The organism is Brevundimonas phoenicis, from assembly GCF_047237745.1.
In the GTDB taxonomy this organism is placed as follows: domain Bacteria; phylum Pseudomonadota; class Alphaproteobacteria; order Caulobacterales; family Caulobacteraceae; genus Brevundimonas.
In genome coordinates, this window is the sequence record NZ_JBDFLN010000001.1 from 1,961,184 (window position 1) to 1,981,556 (window position 20,373).

Annotated in this window: 26 protein-coding genes; 6 read left to right on the plus strand and 20 right to left on the minus strand. The window is 66.7% G+C overall.

The genetic code is table 11. The annotated features are described in order from the left end of the window. Positions 1-26: 26 nt before the first annotated feature. The 7 genes from ABC419_RS09715 to ABC419_RS09745 form a co-directional block, all read right to left on the minus strand. Positions 27-599 (minus strand): S26 family signal peptidase, encoded by a 573-nt coding sequence (locus tag ABC419_RS09715; RefSeq protein ID WP_200165132.1) that lies wholly within the window; start codon positions 597-599, stop codon positions 27-29. After that, positions 592-840 carry a helix-turn-helix domain-containing protein gene (locus ABC419_RS09720; RefSeq protein ID WP_200165133.1) on the minus strand — a complete coding sequence of 83 codons (249 nt, stop codon included), beginning with the start codon at positions 838-840 and terminating at the stop codon, positions 592-594. Before ABC419_RS09720 ends, ABC419_RS09715 begins: the two co-directional genes overlap by 8 nt. Positions 841-1,014: 174 nt before the next feature. Next, complete coding sequence (locus tag ABC419_RS09725; protein WP_200165134.1) at positions 1,015-1,344, minus strand: DUF736 domain-containing protein; 330 nt, start codon at positions 1,342-1,344, stop codon at positions 1,015-1,017. 388 nt (positions 1,345-1,732) lie between these two features. Next, positions 1,733-2,242, minus strand: a complete 510-nt coding sequence (locus ABC419_RS09730; RefSeq protein WP_234287783.1) for a Ros/MucR family transcriptional regulator — start codon at positions 2,240-2,242, stop codon at positions 1,733-1,735. A 701-nt stretch (positions 2,243-2,943) separates the two neighbouring features. Beyond that, the gene (locus ABC419_RS09735) at positions 2,944-4,725 is read right to left on the minus strand and encodes a ParB/RepB/Spo0J family partition protein (RefSeq protein WP_200165136.1); all 1,782 of its coding nucleotides are present in this window, start codon (positions 4,723-4,725) and stop codon (positions 2,944-2,946) included. 93 nt (positions 4,726-4,818) lie between these two features. Then, positions 4,819-5,247, minus strand: a complete 429-nt coding sequence (locus ABC419_RS09740; protein WP_200165137.1) for a DUF2958 domain-containing protein — start codon at positions 5,245-5,247, stop codon at positions 4,819-4,821. Then, positions 5,244-6,260, minus strand: coding sequence for an ArdC family protein (locus ABC419_RS09745; RefSeq protein ID WP_200165138.1), 1,017 nt, complete (start codon positions 6,258-6,260; stop codon positions 5,244-5,246). The genes ABC419_RS09740 and ABC419_RS09745 overlap by 4 nt, the downstream gene beginning before the upstream one ends. Positions 6,261-6,604: 344 nt before the next feature. Here ABC419_RS09745 and ABC419_RS09750 point away from each other — a divergent pair, with 344 nt between their 5' ends. Continuing rightward, positions 6,605-6,808 (plus strand): hypothetical protein, encoded by a 204-nt coding sequence (locus ABC419_RS09750; protein WP_200165139.1) that lies wholly within the window; start codon positions 6,605-6,607, stop codon positions 6,806-6,808. Here ABC419_RS09750 and ABC419_RS09755 read toward each other — a convergent pair. The 10 genes from ABC419_RS09755 to ABC419_RS09800 form a co-directional block, all read right to left on the minus strand. After that, positions 6,805-7,464: a hypothetical protein gene (locus ABC419_RS09755; RefSeq protein ID WP_200165140.1), complete on the minus strand. Its 660-nt coding sequence runs from the start codon at positions 7,462-7,464 to the stop codon at positions 6,805-6,807. The genes ABC419_RS09750 and ABC419_RS09755 overlap by 4 nt on opposite strands. 220 nt (positions 7,465-7,684) lie before the next feature. Further along, entirely contained in the window at positions 7,685-8,353 is a 669-nt protein-coding gene (locus ABC419_RS09760; RefSeq protein WP_200165141.1) for an RES family NAD+ phosphorylase, read from the minus strand. Then, positions 8,353-8,877 (minus strand): MbcA/ParS/Xre antitoxin family protein, encoded by a 525-nt coding sequence (locus ABC419_RS09765; RefSeq protein WP_200165142.1) that lies wholly within the window; start codon positions 8,875-8,877, stop codon positions 8,353-8,355. Before ABC419_RS09765 ends, ABC419_RS09760 begins: the two co-directional genes overlap by 1 nt. Before the next feature lie 255 nt (positions 8,878-9,132). Continuing rightward, positions 9,133-9,969 (minus strand): hypothetical protein, encoded by an 837-nt coding sequence (locus ABC419_RS09770; protein WP_200165143.1) that lies wholly within the window; start codon positions 9,967-9,969, stop codon positions 9,133-9,135. A 64-nt stretch (positions 9,970-10,033) separates the two neighbouring features. Continuing rightward, positions 10,034-10,390 (minus strand): hypothetical protein, encoded by a 357-nt coding sequence (locus ABC419_RS09775; RefSeq protein WP_234288049.1) that lies wholly within the window; start codon positions 10,388-10,390, stop codon positions 10,034-10,036. Positions 10,391-10,476: 86 nt separating this feature from the next. Continuing rightward, complete coding sequence (locus tag ABC419_RS09780; protein ID WP_234288050.1) at positions 10,477-11,364, minus strand: hypothetical protein; 888 nt, start codon at positions 11,362-11,364, stop codon at positions 10,477-10,479. Continuing rightward, positions 11,361-11,678, minus strand: coding sequence for a hypothetical protein (locus tag ABC419_RS09785; protein WP_200165145.1), 318 nt, complete (start codon positions 11,676-11,678; stop codon positions 11,361-11,363). The genes ABC419_RS09780 and ABC419_RS09785 overlap by 4 nt, the downstream gene beginning before the upstream one ends. 199 nt (positions 11,679-11,877) lie before the next feature. Next, a complete protein-coding gene (locus ABC419_RS09790; protein ID WP_312218065.1) occupies positions 11,878-12,027 on the minus strand; it encodes a hypothetical protein in 150 nt (49 codons plus the stop codon). Further along, positions 12,002-12,472, minus strand: a complete 471-nt coding sequence (locus tag ABC419_RS09795; RefSeq protein WP_234288056.1) for a hypothetical protein — start codon at positions 12,470-12,472, stop codon at positions 12,002-12,004. Before ABC419_RS09795 ends, ABC419_RS09790 begins: the two co-directional genes overlap by 26 nt. Beyond that, positions 12,469-12,690 (minus strand): hypothetical protein, encoded by a 222-nt coding sequence (locus tag ABC419_RS09800; protein WP_412878174.1) that lies wholly within the window; start codon positions 12,688-12,690, stop codon positions 12,469-12,471. Before ABC419_RS09800 ends, ABC419_RS09795 begins: the two co-directional genes overlap by 4 nt. A gap of 403 nt (positions 12,691-13,093) precedes the next feature. Between ABC419_RS09800 and ABC419_RS09805 the strand changes: the two genes are divergently transcribed. From ABC419_RS09805 to ABC419_RS09825, 5 genes are all read left to right on the plus strand, one after another. Beyond that, complete coding sequence (locus ABC419_RS09805) at positions 13,094-13,507, plus strand: hypothetical protein (RefSeq protein WP_200165146.1); 414 nt, start codon at positions 13,094-13,096, stop codon at positions 13,505-13,507. Between the two features lie 167 nt (positions 13,508-13,674). Continuing rightward, positions 13,675-14,337, plus strand: coding sequence for a hypothetical protein (locus ABC419_RS09810; RefSeq protein WP_234288051.1), 663 nt, complete (start codon positions 13,675-13,677; stop codon positions 14,335-14,337). Then, a complete protein-coding gene (locus tag ABC419_RS09815; protein WP_234288052.1) occupies positions 14,334-14,606 on the plus strand; it encodes a hypothetical protein in 273 nt (90 codons plus the stop codon). The genes ABC419_RS09810 and ABC419_RS09815 overlap by 4 nt, the downstream gene beginning before the upstream one ends. Before the next feature lie 103 nt (positions 14,607-14,709). After that, positions 14,710-16,842, plus strand: a complete 2,133-nt coding sequence (locus ABC419_RS09820; protein WP_200216566.1) for a peptidase domain-containing ABC transporter — start codon at positions 14,710-14,712, stop codon at positions 16,840-16,842. 116 nt (positions 16,843-16,958) lie between these two features. Beyond that, positions 16,959-18,083 (plus strand): HlyD family secretion protein, encoded by a 1,125-nt coding sequence (locus ABC419_RS09825; protein WP_412877593.1) that lies wholly within the window; start codon positions 16,959-16,961, stop codon positions 18,081-18,083. A gap of 124 nt (positions 18,084-18,207) precedes the next feature. Here ABC419_RS09825 and ABC419_RS09830 read toward each other — a convergent pair whose 3' ends face one another. From ABC419_RS09830 to ABC419_RS09840, 3 genes are all read right to left on the minus strand, one after another. After that, entirely contained in the window at positions 18,208-18,441 is a 234-nt protein-coding gene (locus tag ABC419_RS09830; RefSeq protein WP_200165151.1) for a hypothetical protein, read from the minus strand. 379 nt (positions 18,442-18,820) lie between these two features. Continuing rightward, positions 18,821-19,318 (minus strand): DUF2285 domain-containing protein, encoded by a 498-nt coding sequence (locus ABC419_RS09835; protein WP_200165152.1) that lies wholly within the window; start codon positions 19,316-19,318, stop codon positions 18,821-18,823. Positions 19,319-19,707: 389 nt separating this feature from the next. Further along, positions 19,708-20,373, minus strand: coding sequence for a GntR family transcriptional regulator (locus ABC419_RS09840; protein WP_412877592.1), 666 nt, complete (start codon positions 20,371-20,373; stop codon positions 19,708-19,710).

A 20,373-nucleotide genomic window follows, 5' to 3' on the forward strand; every position in this document is an offset into this window, starting at 1 on the left:
GAGAGCGAGCGCGACCGCGGCGAGCCTCAGCGCAGCCACAGCGGGGTCGCCTTTCCGATCACGGCGGCGCGCGGGACGGGTCCGAAATATCGGCCGTCGAAGGAGCCCGGCGCGTCCATCAGCAGGAGGACCGCGCCGTTCTTGAGGCGGCGACATCCGCGCCACCAGGGCAGCGGGCGGCCGAGCCGGTCCGCCTCGCGGCGGGTCGCGACGAGGCGGGCGTTCACGTAAATCCACGGCCCGAGCGCGCAGACGAGGTCGCCGTCGGCGGCGACCACGCGCTTGAGCAGCGGCACGTTCGTCGGCAGGTAGCGGCGCTCGGCGGCGAGGCGACGAACGTTCGCGGGCGGCGACGCCAGCACCATGTCGCCGACGCCATTGGCGGCGTGCGGATCGATGCGCCATAAGCCGATCGGCGCGCTGGCCGAGGCGTTCCAGACGAGGCGGGGCGCGGGGCGAACGCCGAAGTCGAGCGCGGCGGTGACGCCGATGAGCGCCGCCCCGGCGGCGGCCGCGCCGAGCCAACGGCGCGCGCGGCGGTCGACGGCGCGGCTTCGCGCCAGCCAGCGGACGAACGGGAGCGGGGCGCGATCACACATCGAACCGCCCCCGCACCTTGCTGCGGTTGGTCAGCGACCAGCCGTCGAGATCGTCGATGTGATAGCGGACATAACGTCCGTGGCGGCGGGCGCGCGGCCCCTCGCCGCGCCCGCGCATATTGTCGAGGGTGCGGCTGTCGAGGCCGAGATACCAGGCCGCCTGCGCGGTCGAGAGAAAGGGGCTGCCCTTGCGGGCGCGCGCGGCGCGCGCCACGGCGTCGTCGTCATCCTTGTCGATCATGTCTGTCTCCTTTCGCGGGCCGGACCGGCTCAAGGCGGGTCCGGCTGCGCGCGAATGGAGACGGGACCGACGCCCTGCGGCAGGCCCGTTCTGGCGGACCCGCCGAAACGTCCGGGGTGCAGACCGAACGTGAAAAGAGACCCCCGCGCCGGCGAGGCGCGGGGGCTGCGACGTTCAGACGACGCTGTTGGGGATGATGGCGAAGACGTCCTCGTCATCCTGCCCGGCGGCCTTGCCGAGGGTGGCGTAGATGGGCTGGTCGCCGATCTGCGGGTGGAAGATGCGGACCGAGACATAGGGGCGTTTCGATTCGCGCCCTTCCCTCACCCACGCCCCGCCGAGTTCGCTGGGGCCGGACCAGATGCGGTAGTCCGGCTGGTTCTCGCGCTTCTTCTCCTCGTTGGGAACGATGGCGATGGGAAGCGGCTGGCGGCGGCCCAGGAGGGCGAGTCCGCCGGCGTAGCTGTTGGTTTCGGGGTTCAAGACGACGGTTCCGAGCGACATGATGCGGTTCCTTTCCGATCGTGCGTCGGGGCCGATCCCCGACGACAGGCGAACCGTTTCGGACGGGCGGGGCCGCACGAACCCCTTGGGCCGGAGCGAAGCGGCGGACCGGAGGCGCGGGCCTGTTTTGGAGCGAAGCGGCCGCGAGGAGGCCGCGCAGCCGCCGGGGAAAAGAGGCCCGAGCCCCGGTTTCGGGCGGCACGGCGCGGACGTAGGTTCAAGCCCAAGTCGGATGGATCGGCTCGCCGCGCATGGTCGGGGCTACCGCCATCGCGCCGGATGACGGCGCATGACACGCCCCGCCAACGCTTCACAGCGCGCACATCGCCGGGCCGGCGCACCTTCACTCCATGACAGGCTTCCCCCGAGGGGCGACGCGGCGTTCCGGTCAGCCGCTCGTCTTGGCCCCGCGCGGCTTGCGGCCGGGTTTGGCGGGCGCCGGCGACGCGACCCTCTTCGCCGGCCGGCCCGCGCGCTTCGGCGTTTGGCCGGACTTGCCGCCGAGGCCGATGGCCATGGCGGCGACGCGACGCTTCTCCGAATAGCCCGGCGCGACCATCGGATAGTCGGCGGCGAGGCCGTAGCGGGCGCGGTAGTCGTCCGGCGTCAGATCGTGGGCGCGAAGGTGGCGCTTGAGGCTGGCGTAGGGCTTGCCGTCGATCATCGAGAGGATGCGGTCGGGGTTCGCAAGAGACTTGCGGACCGTGACGGCGCGGACCGGCGCGGGCGCGTCGGCGACCGTTTCATCCGGCGCGGCGGCCCCGGCGAGCGCGCCGTGAACCGAGGCGATCAGGCGCGGCAGTTCGGCGGCGGCGACCGTGTTGTTGGCGACATAGGCGGCGACGACATCGGCCGTCAGGTCGATGAGGCTGGCGGTCGGCGCAGCGTCGTCGGTCATGAACATTCCCCTTCCCAGCGTTCGGAAGGGCGGACGCTAGACGAACGACGCGAGGGATCAAACAGAATCCCGACGACGCCGGGCGCCTCCCGCCGTGGCGAGGGAACCCGACCCCGCGCCTGAACGCTTAGCGGCTGCAATTCCGCGCTCGGAAATGCATTGCGGCCCGGCGTGTCATCTCGCACCCCCTGCGGCGCACCGGGCCGCTTCCCCATGGACCTCGTGACGATTCCCGCTAGGCTCCGCGCGCCGCTGTTCCGGTGCCGCGGCCGGCGGCTCGGGGCGTCCCCGCAGGACCCGCACTCCGAGCCGCCACCGGCCCGAGCGAACGCCTCGCGGCGCGCTACATTCGTTTGCAGTCTCGCGGCGCATCCTGACCTAGGGTCATGGCGAGCGGGGAAGCATCGACGTGACGGAAACCTCGGATTTTGAAATAATCGCGGCGGCGTGGCTCGAGCGGTTCGGGTCGCCCATGCCGGTCGCAGGCGAGATCGAACTCGCCTGGCGCATTCTCACAGAGAGCGGCGTCGACCTGCCTCCCCCTGCGCCCCCGCCTCCGCCGTCCCCGGAGAGCGATCATGACGATCCGGCCTGCGGGGATTGACAAAAGACATGCGCCGCCCGTCGCCCCGTAGGGGCGCGGGCGGCGCGCGATTTTCGGCCGCTGAAACGGGCGGCGGCGACCGCCGCCCGTCCCGTTGCTATTCCGCCGCGATGGCGTAGGGCTCCGGTTCGAGCGCCTGCGGCGGCGGCAGACGCCGCATGGCGGACTTGACCGCGCCCCACCGATCGACCGGAGCGTAAATCCGATCGGTGTAGCGGGCGGGCGGAAAGGCCATCCATTTGGGCGTCCAGCCGTCGACCTTGGCGCGTCCACCCGTCCCGGCGAGGAAGTCCTGCAGGATGGTCTTCTGCGTCTTCACCTTCTCGGCGACATTGGCGTCGGCGATCCGCTTGCCGCCGACGTCGCGCAAGAGAGCGTTGGCGACGGCGCGGTCCCGCAGCAGGGAGAAGAAGGCGTCGTCGGGGGTCCACCAATCGGCCATATCGACCTTGAGATAGGCCCCGACCGCCTCGACCAGCGGGCCGCCGACCGCCAGCGTCTCGCCCATGACCACGGCGGCGACGGCCAACACCTCGTCATCGGCCAGCTTCACCAGCCGCGCGAACAGTTCGACGACCGGCGTCTCGCGCGCCTGCGCGCGGGCGACGGTTTCGTCCTCGGCGTCGAAACCGAGCAGGGCGAGGACGGCGCGGCGCCTGGCGTCGAAGACGGTTTCGGCGTTCGCCGTCTCGACGCTGTCGGCCGTGGCCTCGTTGCGGACCTTGCAGTCCGCCGTGCGGACGGTCCACAGCGACGACCCGGCGACGGCGTGGGCGACGAGCAGGCGGAAGGCGACGGCGGGATGGTCCGCCAGCACCGCGCGCACGGCGGCATGAAGGTGCAGGTCGATATAGTCCTGCATGACGCCGGTCGTCTCGGGCTTGCCCGCGCCGGGGGGCAGGCCTTGCGCCTGCGCTTCGGCCTTGGCGGCGGCGGCGCGGGCGCGCCGGGCCTCCTTGCCCGAAAGATAGCCTTCATGCACGGTCACGTCGCCGCGCCCGCTGACCGCAATGATCACCTTGCCGCCCTTGTCCTTGGGCGTCTTCTCATGGTCGTAGCTGTAGAAATGCTCGTCCGTATCCATGATCTCGACGACGGACCAGCCGTCCTCAAGGTAGCGGTCGCGTAGCGCCGCCACCGCCTCGTTCTGCATCGTCCAGAACAGGTCGGCGTCCTCGAAAATGCCGTCCTCCCCGAACAGGTCGGCCTTGATCCGGCCGGGATAGGCGTCGAGGTCGAAGATGGCGACCTTGGTCGGGATCGACTGACCGCCGAACAGCCACGCCTTCAACGACTGACCGGTCGGCGCATATTGCTCGGGGTCGTCGTAGAGGGCGAGCCAGTCCTTCTGCTGACTGCGGCTGGCGAGCGTCAGGTGCCGAACGGTGGCCGCGTCGATCTCGTCGGCGGCGTAGAGGGCGCGGATGCGCGGCAGGAGATTGCCGAGCGCGAGAATGCGCCGCACGTAGAGCAGGGTCAGGCCGAAGGTCTGGCCGATCTGTTCGGGCGTGCGCCCCTTTCGGATCAGTCCGGCGAAGGTTTCCCACTGGTTCACCTCGTCGGGGTCTAGGCGGGCGATGTTCTCGATCAGCGAGGCCTCGAGCGCGGCGGCGTCGTCGCTGGGCTCCATGATGGCGCACGGCAGCGGTTCGACCTCGCCGCCCTCTTCAAGGACCGTGCGGGCCGCGAAGTAGCGGCGACGCCCCGCGACGATCTCGAGGGTTTCGCCTTCGCCAGAGGGTCGGACGAGAAGCGGCACGAGGACGCCGCGCGCGCGGACGGTCGGCAGGATGTCCGACACGTCGGGCGGTGCCTTGCCGTAGCGCATGTTGAGCTTGGACACGCTGAGCTTGCCAAGGTCGATGTTTGCGAGTTGCATGACAGTCTCTCCTTCGGGAGTGACCGGCCCCGTCCGTTCGATCTTTCTGACGGACGACGGGCGGGGCCGGGATACGCGGGAAGAGCCGCGCGCTCATCCTTGGCCGGGGTCGGCGTCCGGATCGGGGGACGCGCCGGGCGGACTGGCCCGGCGCAGAAGGGCTTCGGCGCGGATGATCGACCCGGCGCAGCGCGCCCAGGCGGACCAGACCGACAGGCGGAAATGGGTCGCAAAATGCAGGTCGCGCTCGATGGCGAGTCCGAACGGCAGGCGGACGCTCTCGATTTCCGAAAGACTGAACGATCCGAGTTCGGGGGTTCCGAAGCCGAGGTCGGCCAGTCCGAACAGGGTGTCGCCGTCTTCGTCCAGTTCGGTCGCGAGCCATGTCGCCGCCCCGACCGGGCTGAAGAGTTTGACGACCGGAACCGGGTCGGGCTCGGGGCGGCCTTCGGCCTGGGCTGCGGCATTGGCGGCGGCGTTGGCGCGCAGCCGGTCGCGAAGATCGGGGGTCAGGAGGATCATGCCGCCGCCCTCTCCGTCTCACAGGCGACGGACGCGGCGGCCTCGTCCGCCTCGGGCGCATGGGACAAAAGATAGTCGGCGGCCTTGGACGCCTGCCCGGCGGCGCGGAAGATGGCGCGATTGTCGGAGCGCAGGACGGTCAGCCAAGAGGCCAGATAGTCGGCGTGTCGCACGGTCGGGGCGACGCCGAGCGCGGCGCACAGGAAGGCGGAGCCGAGTTCGGCTGCCAGTTCCTCGCGGGCGTAGGCCGGAGTTCCGAAGCCGCCCGACTGGTCGCGACGGAGCCGGGTCGGGTGGCCGGTCCAGTGGGTCAGTTCGTGCAGCACCGTGCGATAGTAGTTGATCTGATCGAAGAAGGCGGGCTGCGGCGGGATGCGGATATAGTCCTCGCCGGGGTGGTAATAGGCGCGCTCGCCGCCGATGCGGACATCGGCCCCGCTGGCGGCGATCAGGGCTTCGGCTCGCGGGACGATCTCGCGTTCAGGCATGGGCGCAGGCCCGAGATCGGCATTCGCGGCGAGCCGGTCCAGTCCTTCGCACTGGTCGAGATTGAAGACGGTGAAGCGCTTGAGGAAGGGTACGACGCGGGCGTCCTCGCCGGTTTCGCGGGCGCGCTCCTTCTCGGCCTCGGGGGTGAAGCGGTCGGCGTAGACGACGGTCGTCCCGCGCTCGCCCTTGCGCACGGAGCCGCCCGCCGCGAGGGCCTGACGGAAGGTCAGCCAGTTCTGCGAGGCGTAGCCTTCGGAAAAACCCGCGCCCCACAGAAGCAGGACGTTGACGCCCGAATAGCGGCGGCCGGTGGCGGCGTTTCTCGGCAGGCCCGGGCGGCCCGCCCCGGCGCGGCCCCACGGCCGGACCCACGGGAAGGTCCCGGCTTCGAGTTCGGCGATGATCTTGGCCGTCACCTCGTCATAGAGGTTGGCGCGCGGTTCGGCGGCGGGCGAAGCCCGCCCCTTCCCTTTCACTGTCCTGCGCCCGTTCGGGCGGCGCTGCGGCTGGCTGTCCTTACGCATGGCGATCCTCCTTCCCGCCCCAAACCCCACAGCCTCTCCCGGAAGCGGGGGGTGGACGGCGAAGGCGTCCTGCAGGACGCGCCCTGCAAGGCGGGCGTCACCCAAGGGGCCGGAGCGGAGCGGAGGAGCGGCAAAGGGCCGCTTGGCGCGCGCCGGGGCGCGTCCAGAAGGGCGCGTCGGCCACCTCCCGCGCGCCGGGAGAGGTCCAGAATAAAGCCGCCGCGCGAAAGCGCGGCGACCATCAAGGGATGGCATCGCGAAGGCTGGCTGTGCTGCAACTATCCGCAGCTACTAGTTGGCGTCAGCCCATTCCGCTAAAGCCCCCCAGCACTTCTTCGGAGAACTTGACCTGCTTCATCGGCATGTCGGCCTTGCATCCTCTGAATGCCCGTGATGCAGACAAGCTTGGCGCTCCGGAGGCGGGTTGTTCCTTCATGGCCCTCGGCGTAGATGCGGAGCGGAAAGTCGCCGTCCCCGGCCATAACGCGGAACTCGAAGGTCTGCTCGTGCTTGCACGCCTCCTCCATGAAATGCTCCGTAAAAACTAACTCTCCAGCAGAATCTCTCGAGCCCCCGGCCGACATGAAATGGCGGCGTCGGGTTGGCCTCCACGGATCGGGAACCGTATCTCGCCATTTCGATCCGGAGTCGAAAGCGCAGTCGATCTGTTTCCGTTTTGGAGCGCACACCGGGTAGAGGGATCTTCGCTGCGGATCACGACCGTCCGCAACCGCGGAACGAACATTCGCTGCGGGCCAGCAGCTTTACCTGTCGCCTCACGATATTGCGCCATGGCCAGATTGATCGTGGACATTGGGACGGTCGAGCCAGACGCGGACCACACTCTTAGCTCCATGCCGATCGAGGCTCCGGAGGCTGGTGATCCTTGAACGGTCACGACTGGATTGCGCCGATACAAGTCCGCGGTCAGCGGCATGTCGATCGCGCCGACACGATTAGCCCTGTAGGTCTGCCCCGCGACCGCGACGGTGAGTTGGCTCGCAGTCTCCGCTGGGTCGACGGGCACGATCCGGATTCTGAAATGCAGTCGGGAAACGAGGTCGGGATCAAGGTTCAAAACCCGACCCAAATGGACGGGATCAACGAGGTCTCGATAACGCGCCGTGGCCGTTTCACCCGCCGCGCCCGCAACCTGCGCAAGCGAAAGCAAGCCGACCGCACAATAAACGCCGGCTTTGGACATTCTAAGTCCTCCGTAGTTCGATCGATGTTCGTCAAACAGCTCTACGGAAGCCGCGTCCTAACACCCGATTCAAACTGAATGGGCTCAACTGCGACGTTACGCAGCAAAGGGACGCCCTCATTGCCTGTTGAAGCCATCTTCCAAGATGCAGGCGAGTAATTTCGCTTTGCGACACTCGCCCCCGAGCCATCGGCCGGTGAGCGCAAGGAAGCCGTTCCTGCTATGCGCTCAGCTTATGAACCTCGATCCGGCGCGACGTCGCCTCGACGCTGATTTCGAAATGCTCCGCCTGCACGACCTCGGTGACGGCGACAGGCCGATAGGCGACGATGTTGCATCCGCCGCGATGACGCAGGCTGTCGTATACAAGTCCTGACGCCCCCGATGTCCTTACGCCTTCGCCGAACGCCTGCGCGGCCTCATAACGGTTGGAGGCGTAGGCGTCAGGCAAGACGTGCTGCCGACCGCGAATGTCGCGATAGTCGCCGATCAAGACGGAGGTATAGTTGCGATAGGTCCGCCGCATCCCCTTCACTGATCGCGCCACGGCTTCGCGGCGCAGGTGATGGCCGACTTCGGCGGCTGCGGTGATGATCGACGCCGCCGCATACCAGGCGCCGAGGTCCGGACCGCTGAACCGCATGCCGCCCGGCGCGACATGGAGGAAGGACGCCATGACAATGCTCGCATTGGCGCGACCGTAGACCCACTGATCGCGCGGCAGGCGGTCGATCCGTTCGGCGACCAGACGGTCGTTGGTCCATCCGGCCAGCTCCATCACCGCCGCGGCATCGGCCGCCGTGGCGACGGTATCGAACAGACCAATCGGTGGAAAGCGCGACGGCACCAGCCGGTGGGCCGGACGGGGCGCAGCGACGAGCTTCTCCATCAGCTGAAGACGATCTCGCTGTCGTCATAGGCTTCGAACGCCGCATCGAGGGCGTTGGGAGCCATGTAGGCCCCGCCCCGCGCAGCGTCGAGGAAGCGTCGCACCGTCATCAGACCATCCTGGGTCCCGTTGGTCACGAGGTTGATAGGCGGATGCCCGCCGAACACCGCCGCATCATGCGGCCGAAGCAGCCAGTCGACGCCTTCACGCTCATCGGCGAACAGAACGCCCAGGGCCTGATGGATGCCCAACAGCGCCGAGATCCGCGTCAGCACATCGACGTCGAGCGTGATCTCGCCATGCTCGCGCGCTTGCTTGCACCAGTTGTGATAGGTCGAGCGGGACGGGTAGCCGAGGATCAGGCGGCGCTGCTCCTCGTTCAGCCCCCATAGATCGGCGATGGCGGTGAATGTGCGAAGCGCGGGCGCGCTCAGACGGCGCCGGTTCGCCGGGGCGAAGCGCGCCACATCGAGGCGCGGCAGCTCCGCTTGAGGACCGCGACCGGAAACGATGCCTATTGCCATGACCATCTCCTAACAAATCTGGACATAGTCCATATTCGGCCAAATATCAACCGCCGAGCCTCGGCTCCCGCGCACGGCGACGAACTGTCAAGGGCCGATGCGCTCATCTCGCAGGCGACAGCGCCGATAAGGCTCCCAATCAACGCATCAGGCGTTCACCGCCGCGCGGTCGGCCTTGTTCGGGTCGAGACCGTCGCCGTGCGGACACTCGCGCGCGCGGCCTTCGGCTGGTCGAAGCCGCCTCGGCCTCGAAAATCACAACCGCGCCGCTATTTCCGTCGCCTCCCTGACGACGATGTGCGTATCGGGGAACAGTGAGAACAAGAGCCGCCGATCCTCGTCAGTCGTTGGAAACCAGAAGGATCGAACCCTCACACGGCCAAGCGCGGCGGCCGCAAAGGCTGGGTCGGCGAGCGCAAATCCCATCGGCCCGTAGCCGCCTTCCGGTGTCGGGAAGCCAGCGAGCGTGAACCATGCAGATGAAACGCCCAGGTCCTCCCCATAGCGACGGTGAGCGGCCACGATCCTGCGCACAAGGTTGCGCGTGAACACACGGGCCTCGGCGACCGTCGCCTCATCGACGTCGGGCGCGACGGCTCTTTGCCGGGCGAGAATCTGATCCACTGCCGCCTCATAGATCAGTTCCTCGTCATCGGCTCCGCCGTGAAGAAGGACCGCAGAAAAAGGCTCAACGGCGACCGCCCGCATCGCCGGAAGGATGTAGTTGGCGCACGCGGAAGCGCAGAGGCCGTGGACCTCCGCCGTCCAGTCCCGGCCTTGCAGCAGATACCCGACGTCGATCCCCGTTTCGGCGTCGCCGCCCTGCGAGGAAATCGCCAGCGTGACGCCGCGTCGATCGGCGAGGCCCGCGAGGCAGTCGGCCAGGCCAGCGTCGATCGGACCGATATAGCGTAGGCGATTGTCGGGCTGGACCTCGCAGATGCGGCGACCGGCGACAATGGCGTCCACGGCTGCCTTGGCGTTTCGCCAACCGGGCGGCTCCGCCTCTTGCGATTGCGCGAGCGCTTTGGCGGGCAGCATCAGGGCGACGGCGATGAGAAGGAAACCTTGGGCGTGGCGGCGTGAAAACATGAGGCGCGTCGTCATTCCGAACGATGGCGGGTCGGGCGCCTGATCGCCCGCCCCGCCGTCTTGCTCAGTAGAGGCCGGCGAGATCCGCCGCGGGTTGAGTTTGCCGTGCGCCGTCCGAGGGCCTGTTAATCTCGATAACGGGCATGCTGACGATGCCCGAGCCGCCGCCCATCGGCGCGCTCCGTCCGCCGCCTCCTCCGCTGCCGCCGGTCGACGGCCCATCGCCCCAGGCGACCGACACATAAACGCGCCCCCCGGAGATCGAGCCGTCGGAGCCGATAGTCGCGTCAGCGCCGACGGTGACGGTGCGCGAGCTGCCGGTCGTGGTGGTGGTCGTCCCCGGCCCGTTCTGGTTTGCCGAGGTCGCGCTCGACTGGCCGCCGACGACCTGATCGAGTTCGAGACAATCGAGTGCACGCATGTTCATTCTCCTGGAATTAATGAGGTAAATACAGCGACTTCAGAACAACAAGCCGCCAATGTGCGCCGCTCTATTCTTCGCCCAAATCATCCCGTGGGTTCGTACCCAGCGCGATAAATGATGCGCGTTCCTTCGATTACTTCAGCCAGGGCGTCCCGTTCCGCAGCGGACGTTGGAAACCAGAAGCGCCCGATCTCGAGGTTGGGCAGACTGGATCGTAGAAAATCAGGGTCGACTATGGCGAAGGTGCGTCCGCCGAACCCGCCCTCGGGCTGCGGGAAGGCGGAAAGATCGTACCAGCCTGAATCTACGATCCTCCGACCCGCGAACGCCTTGTGCCGCTCGACGAGAAGACGCGCCTGTTCACGGGTGAAGCGCCGCGCTTGATCGACCATCGCTTCGCTGACATCCGGGTTCGCCGCCCGCTGGCGTTCGAGAACGCCCGGAAGGAACCATTGATAGACGCCCTCCTCATCGTAGGGCGCTCCGTGCAGCAGAACCGCCGAATAAGGCTCAACCTCGATGCGCGCGGCGACGGGCAGCAGATAGTTCGCGCAGCTGGAGGAGCACATGCCGCGAACGATCACGGTCCAATCGCGCCCGGCCATGAGTTCGGCTGCCCGGATCGCATCCGCGGCGTCGCCGCCCGGTGAACTGAGGATCAGGGTCATCCCGCTCCGCCCGGCGAAACGTTGGACGCAGGAGGTTAGCGACGGCCCGCTTTCCCCGATGAAACGAACGACGGAGTCGCCGGGGTAGCTGCATGTCACCTGGCCCGCCGCGATGGCGGCGACGGCTGAACGGGCCTGAACGAAGTCCGTTTCAGCATTCGCCTGCGCAGCCCAGGCGGGATGCTGGCAGCCTGCCGAAAGCGCGGCGAGCGCCAGTCCGGAAAGAAGGGTTGGTCGCACCATGTCCTGCACTGTGAACGCGCGGCGGCGGATAAGGAGTCCGCCGCCGCGCCCGAAGCTCAATAAAGCCCTTCCAGATCGGCCGCCGGGCCGCGCTCATTGCCGCGAGGGAAGTTCGGCGTCGTGACGACGGTAACCGTCGTTTCCGACCGGCTCCAGCTGTAACTGCCCCCGACCGATCCGGTCACACCTGTGGGCGTTTGGTTGATGTTATAGTTCACCTGGCCCCCGCGCGTATTGTTGTGGGTGGTGGTGGTGGTCGTCTGGCCATTGTTATTCGAAGGCGGCGAGCTGGGCGCCGGGGTTTGGCCGCCGGTCTGGCCGCTGGATTGGCCGCCGACGACAAGGTCGAGTTCGCAATAGGACAATGCACGCATCAATCGTGACTCCATGTAAGGGATGGTTGCGTCGGGCAGCGCTGCCGTTCGAAGCTCAGCAGAGTTCACGTAACGCCGCAATCCAAACGCTGTTCACACTCCTGTGACAACCTTGCGTTGGCGACCACAACCCGCAGTAGCGGATCGTGCGCGGGGCGCGACACAAAGCCCAGCCGCCCGACGGCAAGTCCCGTCCGCTTCACGGCGCGGTGCGGCGAAGCAACTCCGGCCCCGCTGCGGCGATCAGTCGCTCCCCGGTTCGGAGCAGGCGGACAATGCGCTTCCTCATGTCGTCGTCCGTCGACCAGTCTGTGGTAACCAGATCAGGACCGAACAGGGCGATGGCGATCTCGCGCTGGCTCGGCGCCGTTTCGCCGACCGTCCCAGGCCCGAAGGGCCATCGCCCAACGGTGCGCCCGTGGTTCCCCCCGGAAGAGCGTGGGCAACAGTCGGTCGACCCGGTGGAGGGCTTCGAACTGACCGAGCACACGCAGTCCGATATCGAGGTCCACGAACCCCGCGAGGTCGTAGGCCAGTCGGACCGGACCGCTCAGCACGCTGCCTTCCCTCACTTCGATCCGGATGGACCGAACACCTTCGCCGATGATGATCTGCTCCCGTTCGCCGCCGAGACGCCGGACGGTCGCCCGGCACGGCAGTCGGTCCAGTCGGAAGGCGTCGCCATCGGCCGCCGCGACGGGCGCGGCGCGCACGGTCAAGGCGGCCGGGTCGAAATCGGCGCGCCAGAAGACCGACGCTGGCGACCGGCGCCCGCGGAAATCGCCAGCCCTCAAATCTCCGGTCCGTCTTCGGCCTGGGTCTCGATCACGCGTCGGGTCGGAGAGCGCCGCATCAGCCGGGTCCCGACAAGCGGAAGGATGCGGCCCGCGTCGTCGGGCCGACGAGGCAGCGCCTCCCAAGTCCATCCCGCCAGGTCGAGCTCGAGCATCCGATCGTAGGCGTCGCGCTCTTTCCAAGCGGGAGGACAGCAAAAGGTCCGCGCTTCGCGCATGCCCCTCCTTTCGGTCGCCGGTCGACGGCGCGCGGCGTGTCGCCGCCGGCCAAGCATAAGCGTCAGCGTATGGAGCGATCTTCACGGATTGACCGGAATTTTCGCCCAATACCCGTCTGCGCATCGTTTCTGACGTCGCGAACTACAAGTTTTCGCACCCCAATCCCGATGAGGCGACGGCATCCGGAGCTTGCCGCGCATGATTTCGCCGCGCCTCAAAGCGACCGGCTCGCTGCAGATCAGTCAAGCACCGTCCACGCGCAAGCCTTCTTCAGGCCTCGATAGGGACACAATGTCGCAACCCTGGGTCGTAGAACTCCCCACCCACAGCTTGACAACGTTCGCCGCTGAAATTGAATAATAAGTAGCTCAAATGGCGAGCATAATCATCGGGAGGCTGATAATGCGAACACTGACAATGGATGAATGTGAATACATCCATGGCGGAAGTGGAGACGAACCCGCAACGCGGGTGGACGATATAGTCGTTACCGCGCAACGAAAATTAGATGGCGGAAATCAGAACGTCTTTTTCGGTTCTTATACGACCGGCGCCTTTTACGGTGAAGTCGGCGTGGGAGGCCGCGACGTCTATGTCGGCGGCGGCGTCGGGGTCGGGCGCGGCTTGGGCGTGAGCATGGAGCAGCAGGAAGACGTCTCCACAGGCGTAAACGTCACTCCGACCAGCGCTGGCTTCCGGACCGGAATCGGGGAGTCCTACCAATTTCTCCGTGATGGCGCCCGCGACATGCTCAATGACTTCGTAAAGGACAGGGGGCTGGATCAAATCCCGTCCTTGCAGAATATCCAGCGATGAGATTGTCACTAGGGCTGGATTGGCCAGCGTTCCTATTCGGCCCGTGCCTGGCCCTAGCGATCTCCGCTCTGGCGGGGTGCGCCCGATCGACGGAAGTTGAAGAGCCGCCCCGTTGCGCCCCTGGCGCAAGAAAGATCGACGGCGGAACGATCGAGGTTTGCGGGCAGTTGACGCCCGATGCGGTCGACAGGGCGATCGCCCTGATCGACGACGACACCAGGTCGATCCGGGTTTCCAGTCCGGGCGGCTCAGGTGTCGATGCGATCAGACTCTCGGAACAGATGACCGCCCGAAACCTACGTCTGGACGTCGTCGATATTTGCGCGTCAGCCTGCGCTCACTTTCTTTTTCTTCCAGCGCCTGCCGTATCCGTGAAGGATCGGTCGGTCGTGCTCCTTCATCACACCGATTTCGCCCTCGTGAGCGCGGCCGAAGCGGCGGGACTGAAGGCCACCGCAGAAACGCAGCGCCGCGCGGAACGGCAACGCGCCTTCTTTATCGCGCGCGGGCTGCCCATCGCCCTGCTGACCGATGCTTTTGTCCGCACCGAACCGGTTTGCATCGGACAAACTCCGGACCAGCGCCTCTTCGCAATGACGCGTTTGCGGACGCATATGCCGTCGGCAGACCTGTTGAACAGGGTCCGTCCCACCGCCGTCGATGGCTACTGGCCCAGAAGCGCAGCTGAGGCAGGTCCGATCGCGGAAACGTTCGCCCCCGAAGCCGTGCCTCTCGTTTATGGCGGTGAGGGCCTCATCGGCATCGACGGTCTTCCAAGCCTGCCGATATGCGACGAAACACACGGCGCGGGATCGGGGATGGCCGGATGAACGCCCTGAATGTGGTGCGTGAACTATCAGCCCTCGTGGTTCTGGGCGTGATCGCCTTCGTCGTCTGGAAGGTGGCGCGACGAGCAATGGGAACCCGGTTCGGTCGTCCGGACGTACCGACAGGAACCCTGTGGTGGGAATACGAGCGCCGCTTCTTTCCGCGCAAATCCGAGGAGCAAGCGCCGTCGCTCGACCTGGACGCAGCCGATCAAATGGATCGAGGCGGCGATCAATGCTCGCGGTCAGAGAGCGGCGAACGGTCACAATAGAAAGAATAACGCGGGTCCTCGACATGGCGCGCCGTCGGGCCTTCAATGACCCTCGCAATGGGGCGCAAGCGGTTCTCACCGGTTCAGTGCAGAAGGGACGGCGTTGCAGCATCCGTTCGGTAAAACACTTGTCCTGCAATCCGAGGCGGCCGAATGCGGCCTGGCCTGCCTCGCGATGGTGGCGGCCGCTCATGGTCGCAGGGAAACGCTGCCGGAGCTGCGTCGCCGCTTTCCGATTTCGCTGGGCGGAAGCAGTCTGAAGAGCCTCGTATCGATCGCCGACGCCCTGGGATTTACGGCACGGCCGGTCCGGTGCGAGCTGGACGAGCTTGCATTGCTCGAGACGCCGGCCGTCCTGCACTGGAGTCTCGATCATTTCGTCGTTCTGCGCCGGGTCGACAAGCGACATGCCTGGATCGCCGATCCCGCACGCGGAGAACGCAAGCTGCCGCTGGACGAGGTGTCAAAACACTTCACCGGCGTCGCCCTCGAACTGACGCCGTCTCCGGACTTCGAGAAGAAATCGCGCGTCGACAAGGTCCGACTGGGAGATCTGTGGAGCCGCTTGTCCGGCTTCAAGCCGTTCCTGTTGCAGGTCTTCCTCCTGACGCTGCTGCTCCAGGGCATCGGCCTCATATCGCCGCTTGCCAGCCAGCTCGTGATCGACGACGTCATCGGCCGCGCCGACCGCGACCTTCTGGTGGCCATCGTCGTCGGGTTCGGCGCACTGGCCCTGGTCTCGACCGCGGTTGAGACGTTGCGCGGCTTCATTCAACTCCACGCCGGGCAGCGCCTATCGATCCAGTTGTCCGGCAATTTGCTCAAGCATCTTCTTCGGCTGCCCACGGACTTTTTCGAGCGTCGCCATGTGGGCGACGTCCTCTCCCGGTTCGGATCTCTCGGGCCTGCACAGTCCTTTTTGACCGGCGGCCTGGTCGGCGTGGTGCTGGACGCCGTGATGGTCCTGCCGGTGGCGATCGTCATGGTCCTCTATTCGCCCATCCTCGCCGGTCTCGTTCTGATCAATCTCGTCGTGATCTTCCTGGTCAGGATGGCGGCCTTTCCAACCGTGCGTCGTTTCGCCGACGAGCAGTTGAACCTCTCGGCCAGGACTGACAGCGTCTTTCTGGAGACCGTCCGCGCCGCCCGCGCGATCAAGATCGGCGGTCGCGAGGCCGAGCGGCACGGCCTGTGGCAGAACGCCGTCGCAGAACAACAGAACGTCGCCTTCAGACAAGGCGCCTTCGGCCTCTGGGGTGGGTCGGGTCTCGGCATCTGGCAGACCCTCCACGGTCTCGCCATGCTCTACTTCGGCGCCCTCCAGGTCCTCGACGGTCACATGACTCTGGGCATGTTTTTCGCCTTCCAGAGTTACGCTGGACAGTTTTCCAGTCGGGTCAGCAGCCTGATCGGCGCCTTTTTCACCCTCCGTATGCTGGGGCTTCACCTCGAACGCCTCTCCGATATCGTTCACGCGGAAGCGGAGCGTGGGCTCGACGGTCCTGCACAGCTCTCCAAGCCGCTTTTGGGCGGCCTGGAAGTGCGTTGCCTGCGGTTTCGCTATGGCCAGTACGACCCCTGGGTGCTGGATGGCGCGGCGTTCTCGATACGGCCCGGCGAGGCGGTCGCCTTCGTCGGCCCATCGGGCGGCGGCAAATCGACCCTTCTCAAGCTGTTGATCGGCATCTACGAACCGACCGAAGGGGACGTGCTGATTGACGGTCACCCCATGCGGGCCTTGGGACTACGCGCTGTTCGAGACCGGCTGGGCGTCGTCATGCAGGACGACCAACTCCTGTCCGGCACCATCGCCGACAACGTCGGCTTCTTCGACGCCCATATCGATATGGACAAGGTCGAACGGGTCTGCCGCCTTGCCCATGTCCATGACGACGTCATGCGGACGCCCATGGGCTATCACAGCCTGATCGGGGACATGGGTTCGATTCTCTCCGGCGGCCAGAAACAGCGCCTCCTGCTGGCGCGCGCGCTCTATAAAGACCCCGCCATTCTTTTCATGGACGAGGGCACGGCCAACCTCGATCCCGAGCTTGAACGACAGGTGATGGCCACGTTGGCGGACCTCAAGATCACGCGCATCATGGTGGCGCACCGGGACGCGGCGGTTCGGGGCGCCGATCGCGTCTTTCTGGTCGACAAGGGCGCGATCACGGAGGTCACCGACGCGAACCGCGCGCGGGTGCCGGTCGCCGCCAGCCTGATGGCCGACCAATGAGCCTGTTTCGCAACGAAGCGATTGAAGCCAAACGCCTGAGGCTCTGGGGCGAAGTCCGTCTGGCCCAGCCCCCGTCCCTCATGATCTGGACGGTCGTCCTGACCCTGCTCTGCGCGGTGCTGGCGACGACCCTCATTTTCGGCCGATACACCCGAAAGGAGACGGTTCCCGGCTTTCTCATCCCCGAGGCCGGCGTCGTGCAGGTGCGCACCGTCCAGTCGGGCCGGATCGCTCGCGTACTGGTCCGCGACGGCCAGGCGGTCGCCGAGGGCGCGCCCCTGATCGAGTTCACCTCGGATATCGCCAGCATCGGCCAGGGCCCCATGCTCGATGTCCAGCTGGCCGAAACCGGACACCAGGAAGCATCGCTCGAAAGTCGCCGCGCGGCTGTGGCCCAGGGGTATGCGGACGACCGGCGACGACTCGCCGATCAGATCGCCGCTCACCGCAGAAGCCGAGCGATCCTGGAAAGCCAGCGCCGCGTCCAGGTTGAAGCGCTCGCGCTGTCCGAAGCCGACGCAGAGCGACTTTCACAACTCCAGGCTCAGGGCTATGCGCCCCGCGCCCAGGTCGACGCCCGGCGCCGCGCCGTTCTGGCGGAACGCCTGGCGGTGGCCGACATCGACAGCCGTTTGTCGGAGCTCGACCGCGCCGCGGCTGATCTTCAAGGTCAGATGGCTGCTATTCCTGCAAGGGAGGCCGAGGACCTCGCCGCGATCGCTCGGGACCGATCCAGCCTGGCGCAACGTCGCGCCGAACTTGAAGTGGCGCGCGGCCATGTCCTCAGGGCTCCGGTCGCGGGCACGATCTCGGCCGTACAGGCCCGAGTCGGCATGCTGCCGTCCGGCGAGGTTCCCCTCCTCTCCATCGCGCCCGAAGGCTCTCCCCTGGAAGCGCGGTTGCTGGTGCCGACGCGCGCTGCGGGTTTCCTAGAGGTCGGCCAGGTCGCTCGCCTTCAGGTCGAGGCCTTCCCTTTCCAGCGATTTGGATTTGTCGAAGGGCGGATCGTCGAGATCGCCAGAACCGTAACGAGACCGGGCGAGGCGGCGTTCCTGATCGAACAGACCGCGCCCGTCTACGAGGTCCGCGTCTCGCTCGACCGAGAATATGTCACCGCCTACGGCGAACGCCGCGCGCTTCAGCCGGGAATGGGGCTCCGCGCAGACATTCCGATCGACCGCCGTCGCCTCTGGCAGCAATTGTTCGATCCGCTGCTGGCGGCGGCCAAGCGAACGGGATGACGGCGCCATTGGCGATTGCGGTGCCCAGCAGTCGCTCGGCATAGCCTCGGCCTGCGCCCCAACCGGGCGACCTCGATCAAGGGCGCGGCCAAAGCGCAGCCGATCAGGGACCAATGCGACAAGGTCATTTCGCGTCTCCCATTCCTGCCGCAACCGGATCGGCGATTAGGACACGGCCACCGAGATGATCGATCACGAAACGTCGGCCGGCGAATACGTCGCGGCCCAGGATGACGGCCGGTTGGTCGGCTTCAAAACCAACCACCTTGAAGACGGTCAGGTCGGCGATCCGCAGCTGGGGCGCGGCGACCACGGCTTGCAATAAGAACGAATAACTTTCGTTCGCCGTGATCGCCACAGCTTCCGCTGTCGCCGCCCTCCCCTTTGCGGGCGCAGGCCGTACAAACGTGCAGGCGAATGGCGCGTGGCCGCGATCGACGGACGCTCTCTCGACGAGCCTGTAGGGTTCGCGATCAGCGGCGGCGAGGCCTCGGTCTGGTGGGAGCCGGCCTGCGCCGGCGTCGCGCGCCGCTATCGAATCTAGGGCCGCTCGGTTTCCTTCTCGCTGATCGGATCGAACGGAAACCGGAAGAAAGTATGCGAGATCGCCTTGCCCTCGCGCCTAGACGAAGTGCTGCGCGCGCTCGATGAGGCCGATACGATCACGCGCACGCTCAGCAACGAGGTCCATATCTCAGGCCGCCTCCACAACGTAACCATGTTCTCGCAATAGTCGATCAGGAGGTCTCGCGCCGAAGCATTCCGGGTCCGGCGCCGGCGACGAGCCGGTCGCCTGTTCTGACGAGCCGCGCCACCCGTTTGCGCATGTGGTCGCCCGCCGCCCAATCCGCGGCGACGCGCGCCCCGCCGAACAGGGCGACAGCGATCTCGCGCTGGCTCGCGCCGGCTCGCCCGCCGTCCCAGGCCTGCAAGGCCATCGCCCACCGCCTCGCCCGCGGCTCGGTGCGAAAGAGGCCGGACGGCAGTCGGTTGAGGCGATGCAGGGCGACGAACTGGCCGAGCGCCTGAAGGCGGATGTCGATATCGGCGAAGCCGGCGAGATCATAGGTCAGCCGGACAGGTCCTTCGAGCAGGGTGCCGGCCCGCACCTCGAGGCGGATCGAATGCGTCCCGCCGCCGATGATGATCTGTTCGCGCCCGTCGCCAAGGCGTCGGATAACCGCACGACAGGGCAGACGATCAAGTCGAAAAGCGTCGGGGTCGGCGTCGGCCACAGGCGCTGCCCGGACGGGAAGAACCGCGGGGTGGAGGTCGGCGCGCCAGAAGACGAGCGGGGACCGCGCCCCGAGGAAATCGCCATCCCCAGACCCCCCGTTCATCCACGGCCGGGGTCTCGATGAGCCGGATCGTCGGGAAGCGCCCGAGCTGTCGGTTCGCCTTCACCGGCAGGATACGACCGGCGTCATCAGGTCGACGCCGGAGCGCTTCCCAAGCCCACCCGGCCAGGTCGAGCGCGACCATCCGGTCATAACCCTCTCGATCGCCCCATTCCGGGCGATAACCATCGCTCCCCGCTTCGCGCATGCCCCCTCCTTGCGGCCGCCGCTTGAAAGTCAGTTGGGATGATCCCCCGCCAGTCGGCCGCGCGCGGCGCCGCTCAAATTCAGCACGGCTCCCCTGTTGGCGAAGCCAAGGGAACTTCGTCTAAGCCGTGGGCTGACGCAGCGCCGCGCCGGGCGATTTCCGCCGCGATATGGGGCGCCGCCCGAATACGGCGATGGTGATGGGTTCGCAGTGCTTCGCAGAACGCTTGGGGCGCGCCTTCATCCGCCAGGACTTTTATGCGATCCGCCTCGATATCGACGTCGATGAAGACGATTCGCTCGGCCTCCAGGACCTGCCGCAACTGCACGCCGACACGCTGATAGGCGGCAAGAAGCACGGCATTTCCCGAGCGCCGCACGACATCCTCGAAAATCCTCTGGAGATCCGGCGCCGCCGTGGCGTCCGTTCGCGAGCGCCGCCGATATCCTGGAAGGTCAGCAGTGAGATCGAGCGCCGCCAGCAGGCACGTCAGACGAAATTCGTAGCGATCGCGCAGGGTGCCTGCGTCAAAGCGCGGCGCAACGAACCCGCCGCACGGCCCTCGCTCGACCAGACCCTCTCCGCAAAGGCAGGAAAGCGCCTCACGGATCGGTGTCGTTGACAGACCCAACCGGCGCGCTTCGTCCGCGATCACGATTGGCTGCGCAGGCGGATAAACGCCCTTCAGCATGTTGGTCCGGATCACATCCAACGCCCTTAGGAAGGGATCCCGCTTCTTGGCCAT

Bases quoted from the DNA above. Each gene is read 5' to 3' on its own strand.
- ABC419_RS09840 (WP_412877592.1), bottom strand. From the start codon at position 20,373: ATGGCCAAGAAGCGGGATCCCTTCCTAAGGGCGTTGGATGTGATCCGG.
- ABC419_RS09760 (WP_200165141.1), bottom strand. From the start codon at position 8,353: ATGGAGAAGCTCGTCGCTGCGCCCCGTCCGGCCCACCGGCTGGTGCCG.
- ABC419_RS09805 (WP_200165146.1), top strand. From the start codon at position 13,094: ATGCGAACACTGACAATGGATGAATGTGAATACATCCATGGCGGAAGT.
- ABC419_RS09740 (WP_200165137.1), bottom strand. From the start codon at position 5,247: ATGATCCTCCTGACCCCCGATCTTCGCGACCGGCTGCGCGCCAACGCC.
- ABC419_RS09770 (WP_200165143.1), bottom strand. From the start codon at position 9,969: ATGTTTTCACGCCGCCACGCCCAAGGTTTCCTTCTCATCGCCGTCGCC.
- ABC419_RS09775 (WP_234288049.1), bottom strand. From the start codon at position 10,390: ATGCGTGCACTCGATTGTCTCGAACTCGATCAGGTCGTCGGCGGCCAG.
- ABC419_RS09720 (WP_200165133.1), bottom strand. From the start codon at position 840: ATGATCGACAAGGATGACGACGACGCCGTGGCGCGCGCCGCGCGCGCC.
- ABC419_RS09800 (WP_412878174.1), bottom strand. From the start codon at position 12,690: ATGCGCGAAGCGCGGACCTTTTGCTGTCCTCCCGCTTGGAAAGAGCGC.
- ABC419_RS09815 (WP_234288052.1), top strand. From the start codon at position 14,334: ATGAACGCCCTGAATGTGGTGCGTGAACTATCAGCCCTCGTGGTTCTG.
- ABC419_RS09730 (WP_234287783.1), bottom strand. From the start codon at position 2,242: ATGACCGACGACGCTGCGCCGACCGCCAGCCTCATCGACCTGACGGCC.
- ABC419_RS09745 (WP_200165138.1), bottom strand. From the start codon at position 6,260: ATGCGTAAGGACAGCCAGCCGCAGCGCCGCCCGAACGGGCGCAGGACA.
- ABC419_RS09765 (WP_200165142.1), bottom strand. From the start codon at position 8,877: ATGGCAATAGGCATCGTTTCCGGTCGCGGTCCTCAAGCGGAGCTGCCG.
- ABC419_RS09715 (WP_200165132.1), bottom strand. From the start codon at position 599: ATGTGTGATCGCGCCCCGCTCCCGTTCGTCCGCTGGCTGGCGCGAAGC.
- ABC419_RS09735 (WP_200165136.1), bottom strand. From the start codon at position 4,725: ATGCAACTCGCAAACATCGACCTTGGCAAGCTCAGCGTGTCCAAGCTC.
- ABC419_RS09785 (WP_200165145.1), bottom strand. From the start codon at position 11,678: ATGCGTGCATTGTCCTATTGCGAACTCGACCTTGTCGTCGGCGGCCAA.
- ABC419_RS09755 (WP_200165140.1), bottom strand. From the start codon at position 7,464: ATGTCCAAAGCCGGCGTTTATTGTGCGGTCGGCTTGCTTTCGCTTGCG.
- ABC419_RS09725 (WP_200165134.1), bottom strand. From the start codon at position 1,344: ATGTCGCTCGGAACCGTCGTCTTGAACCCCGAAACCAACAGCTACGCC.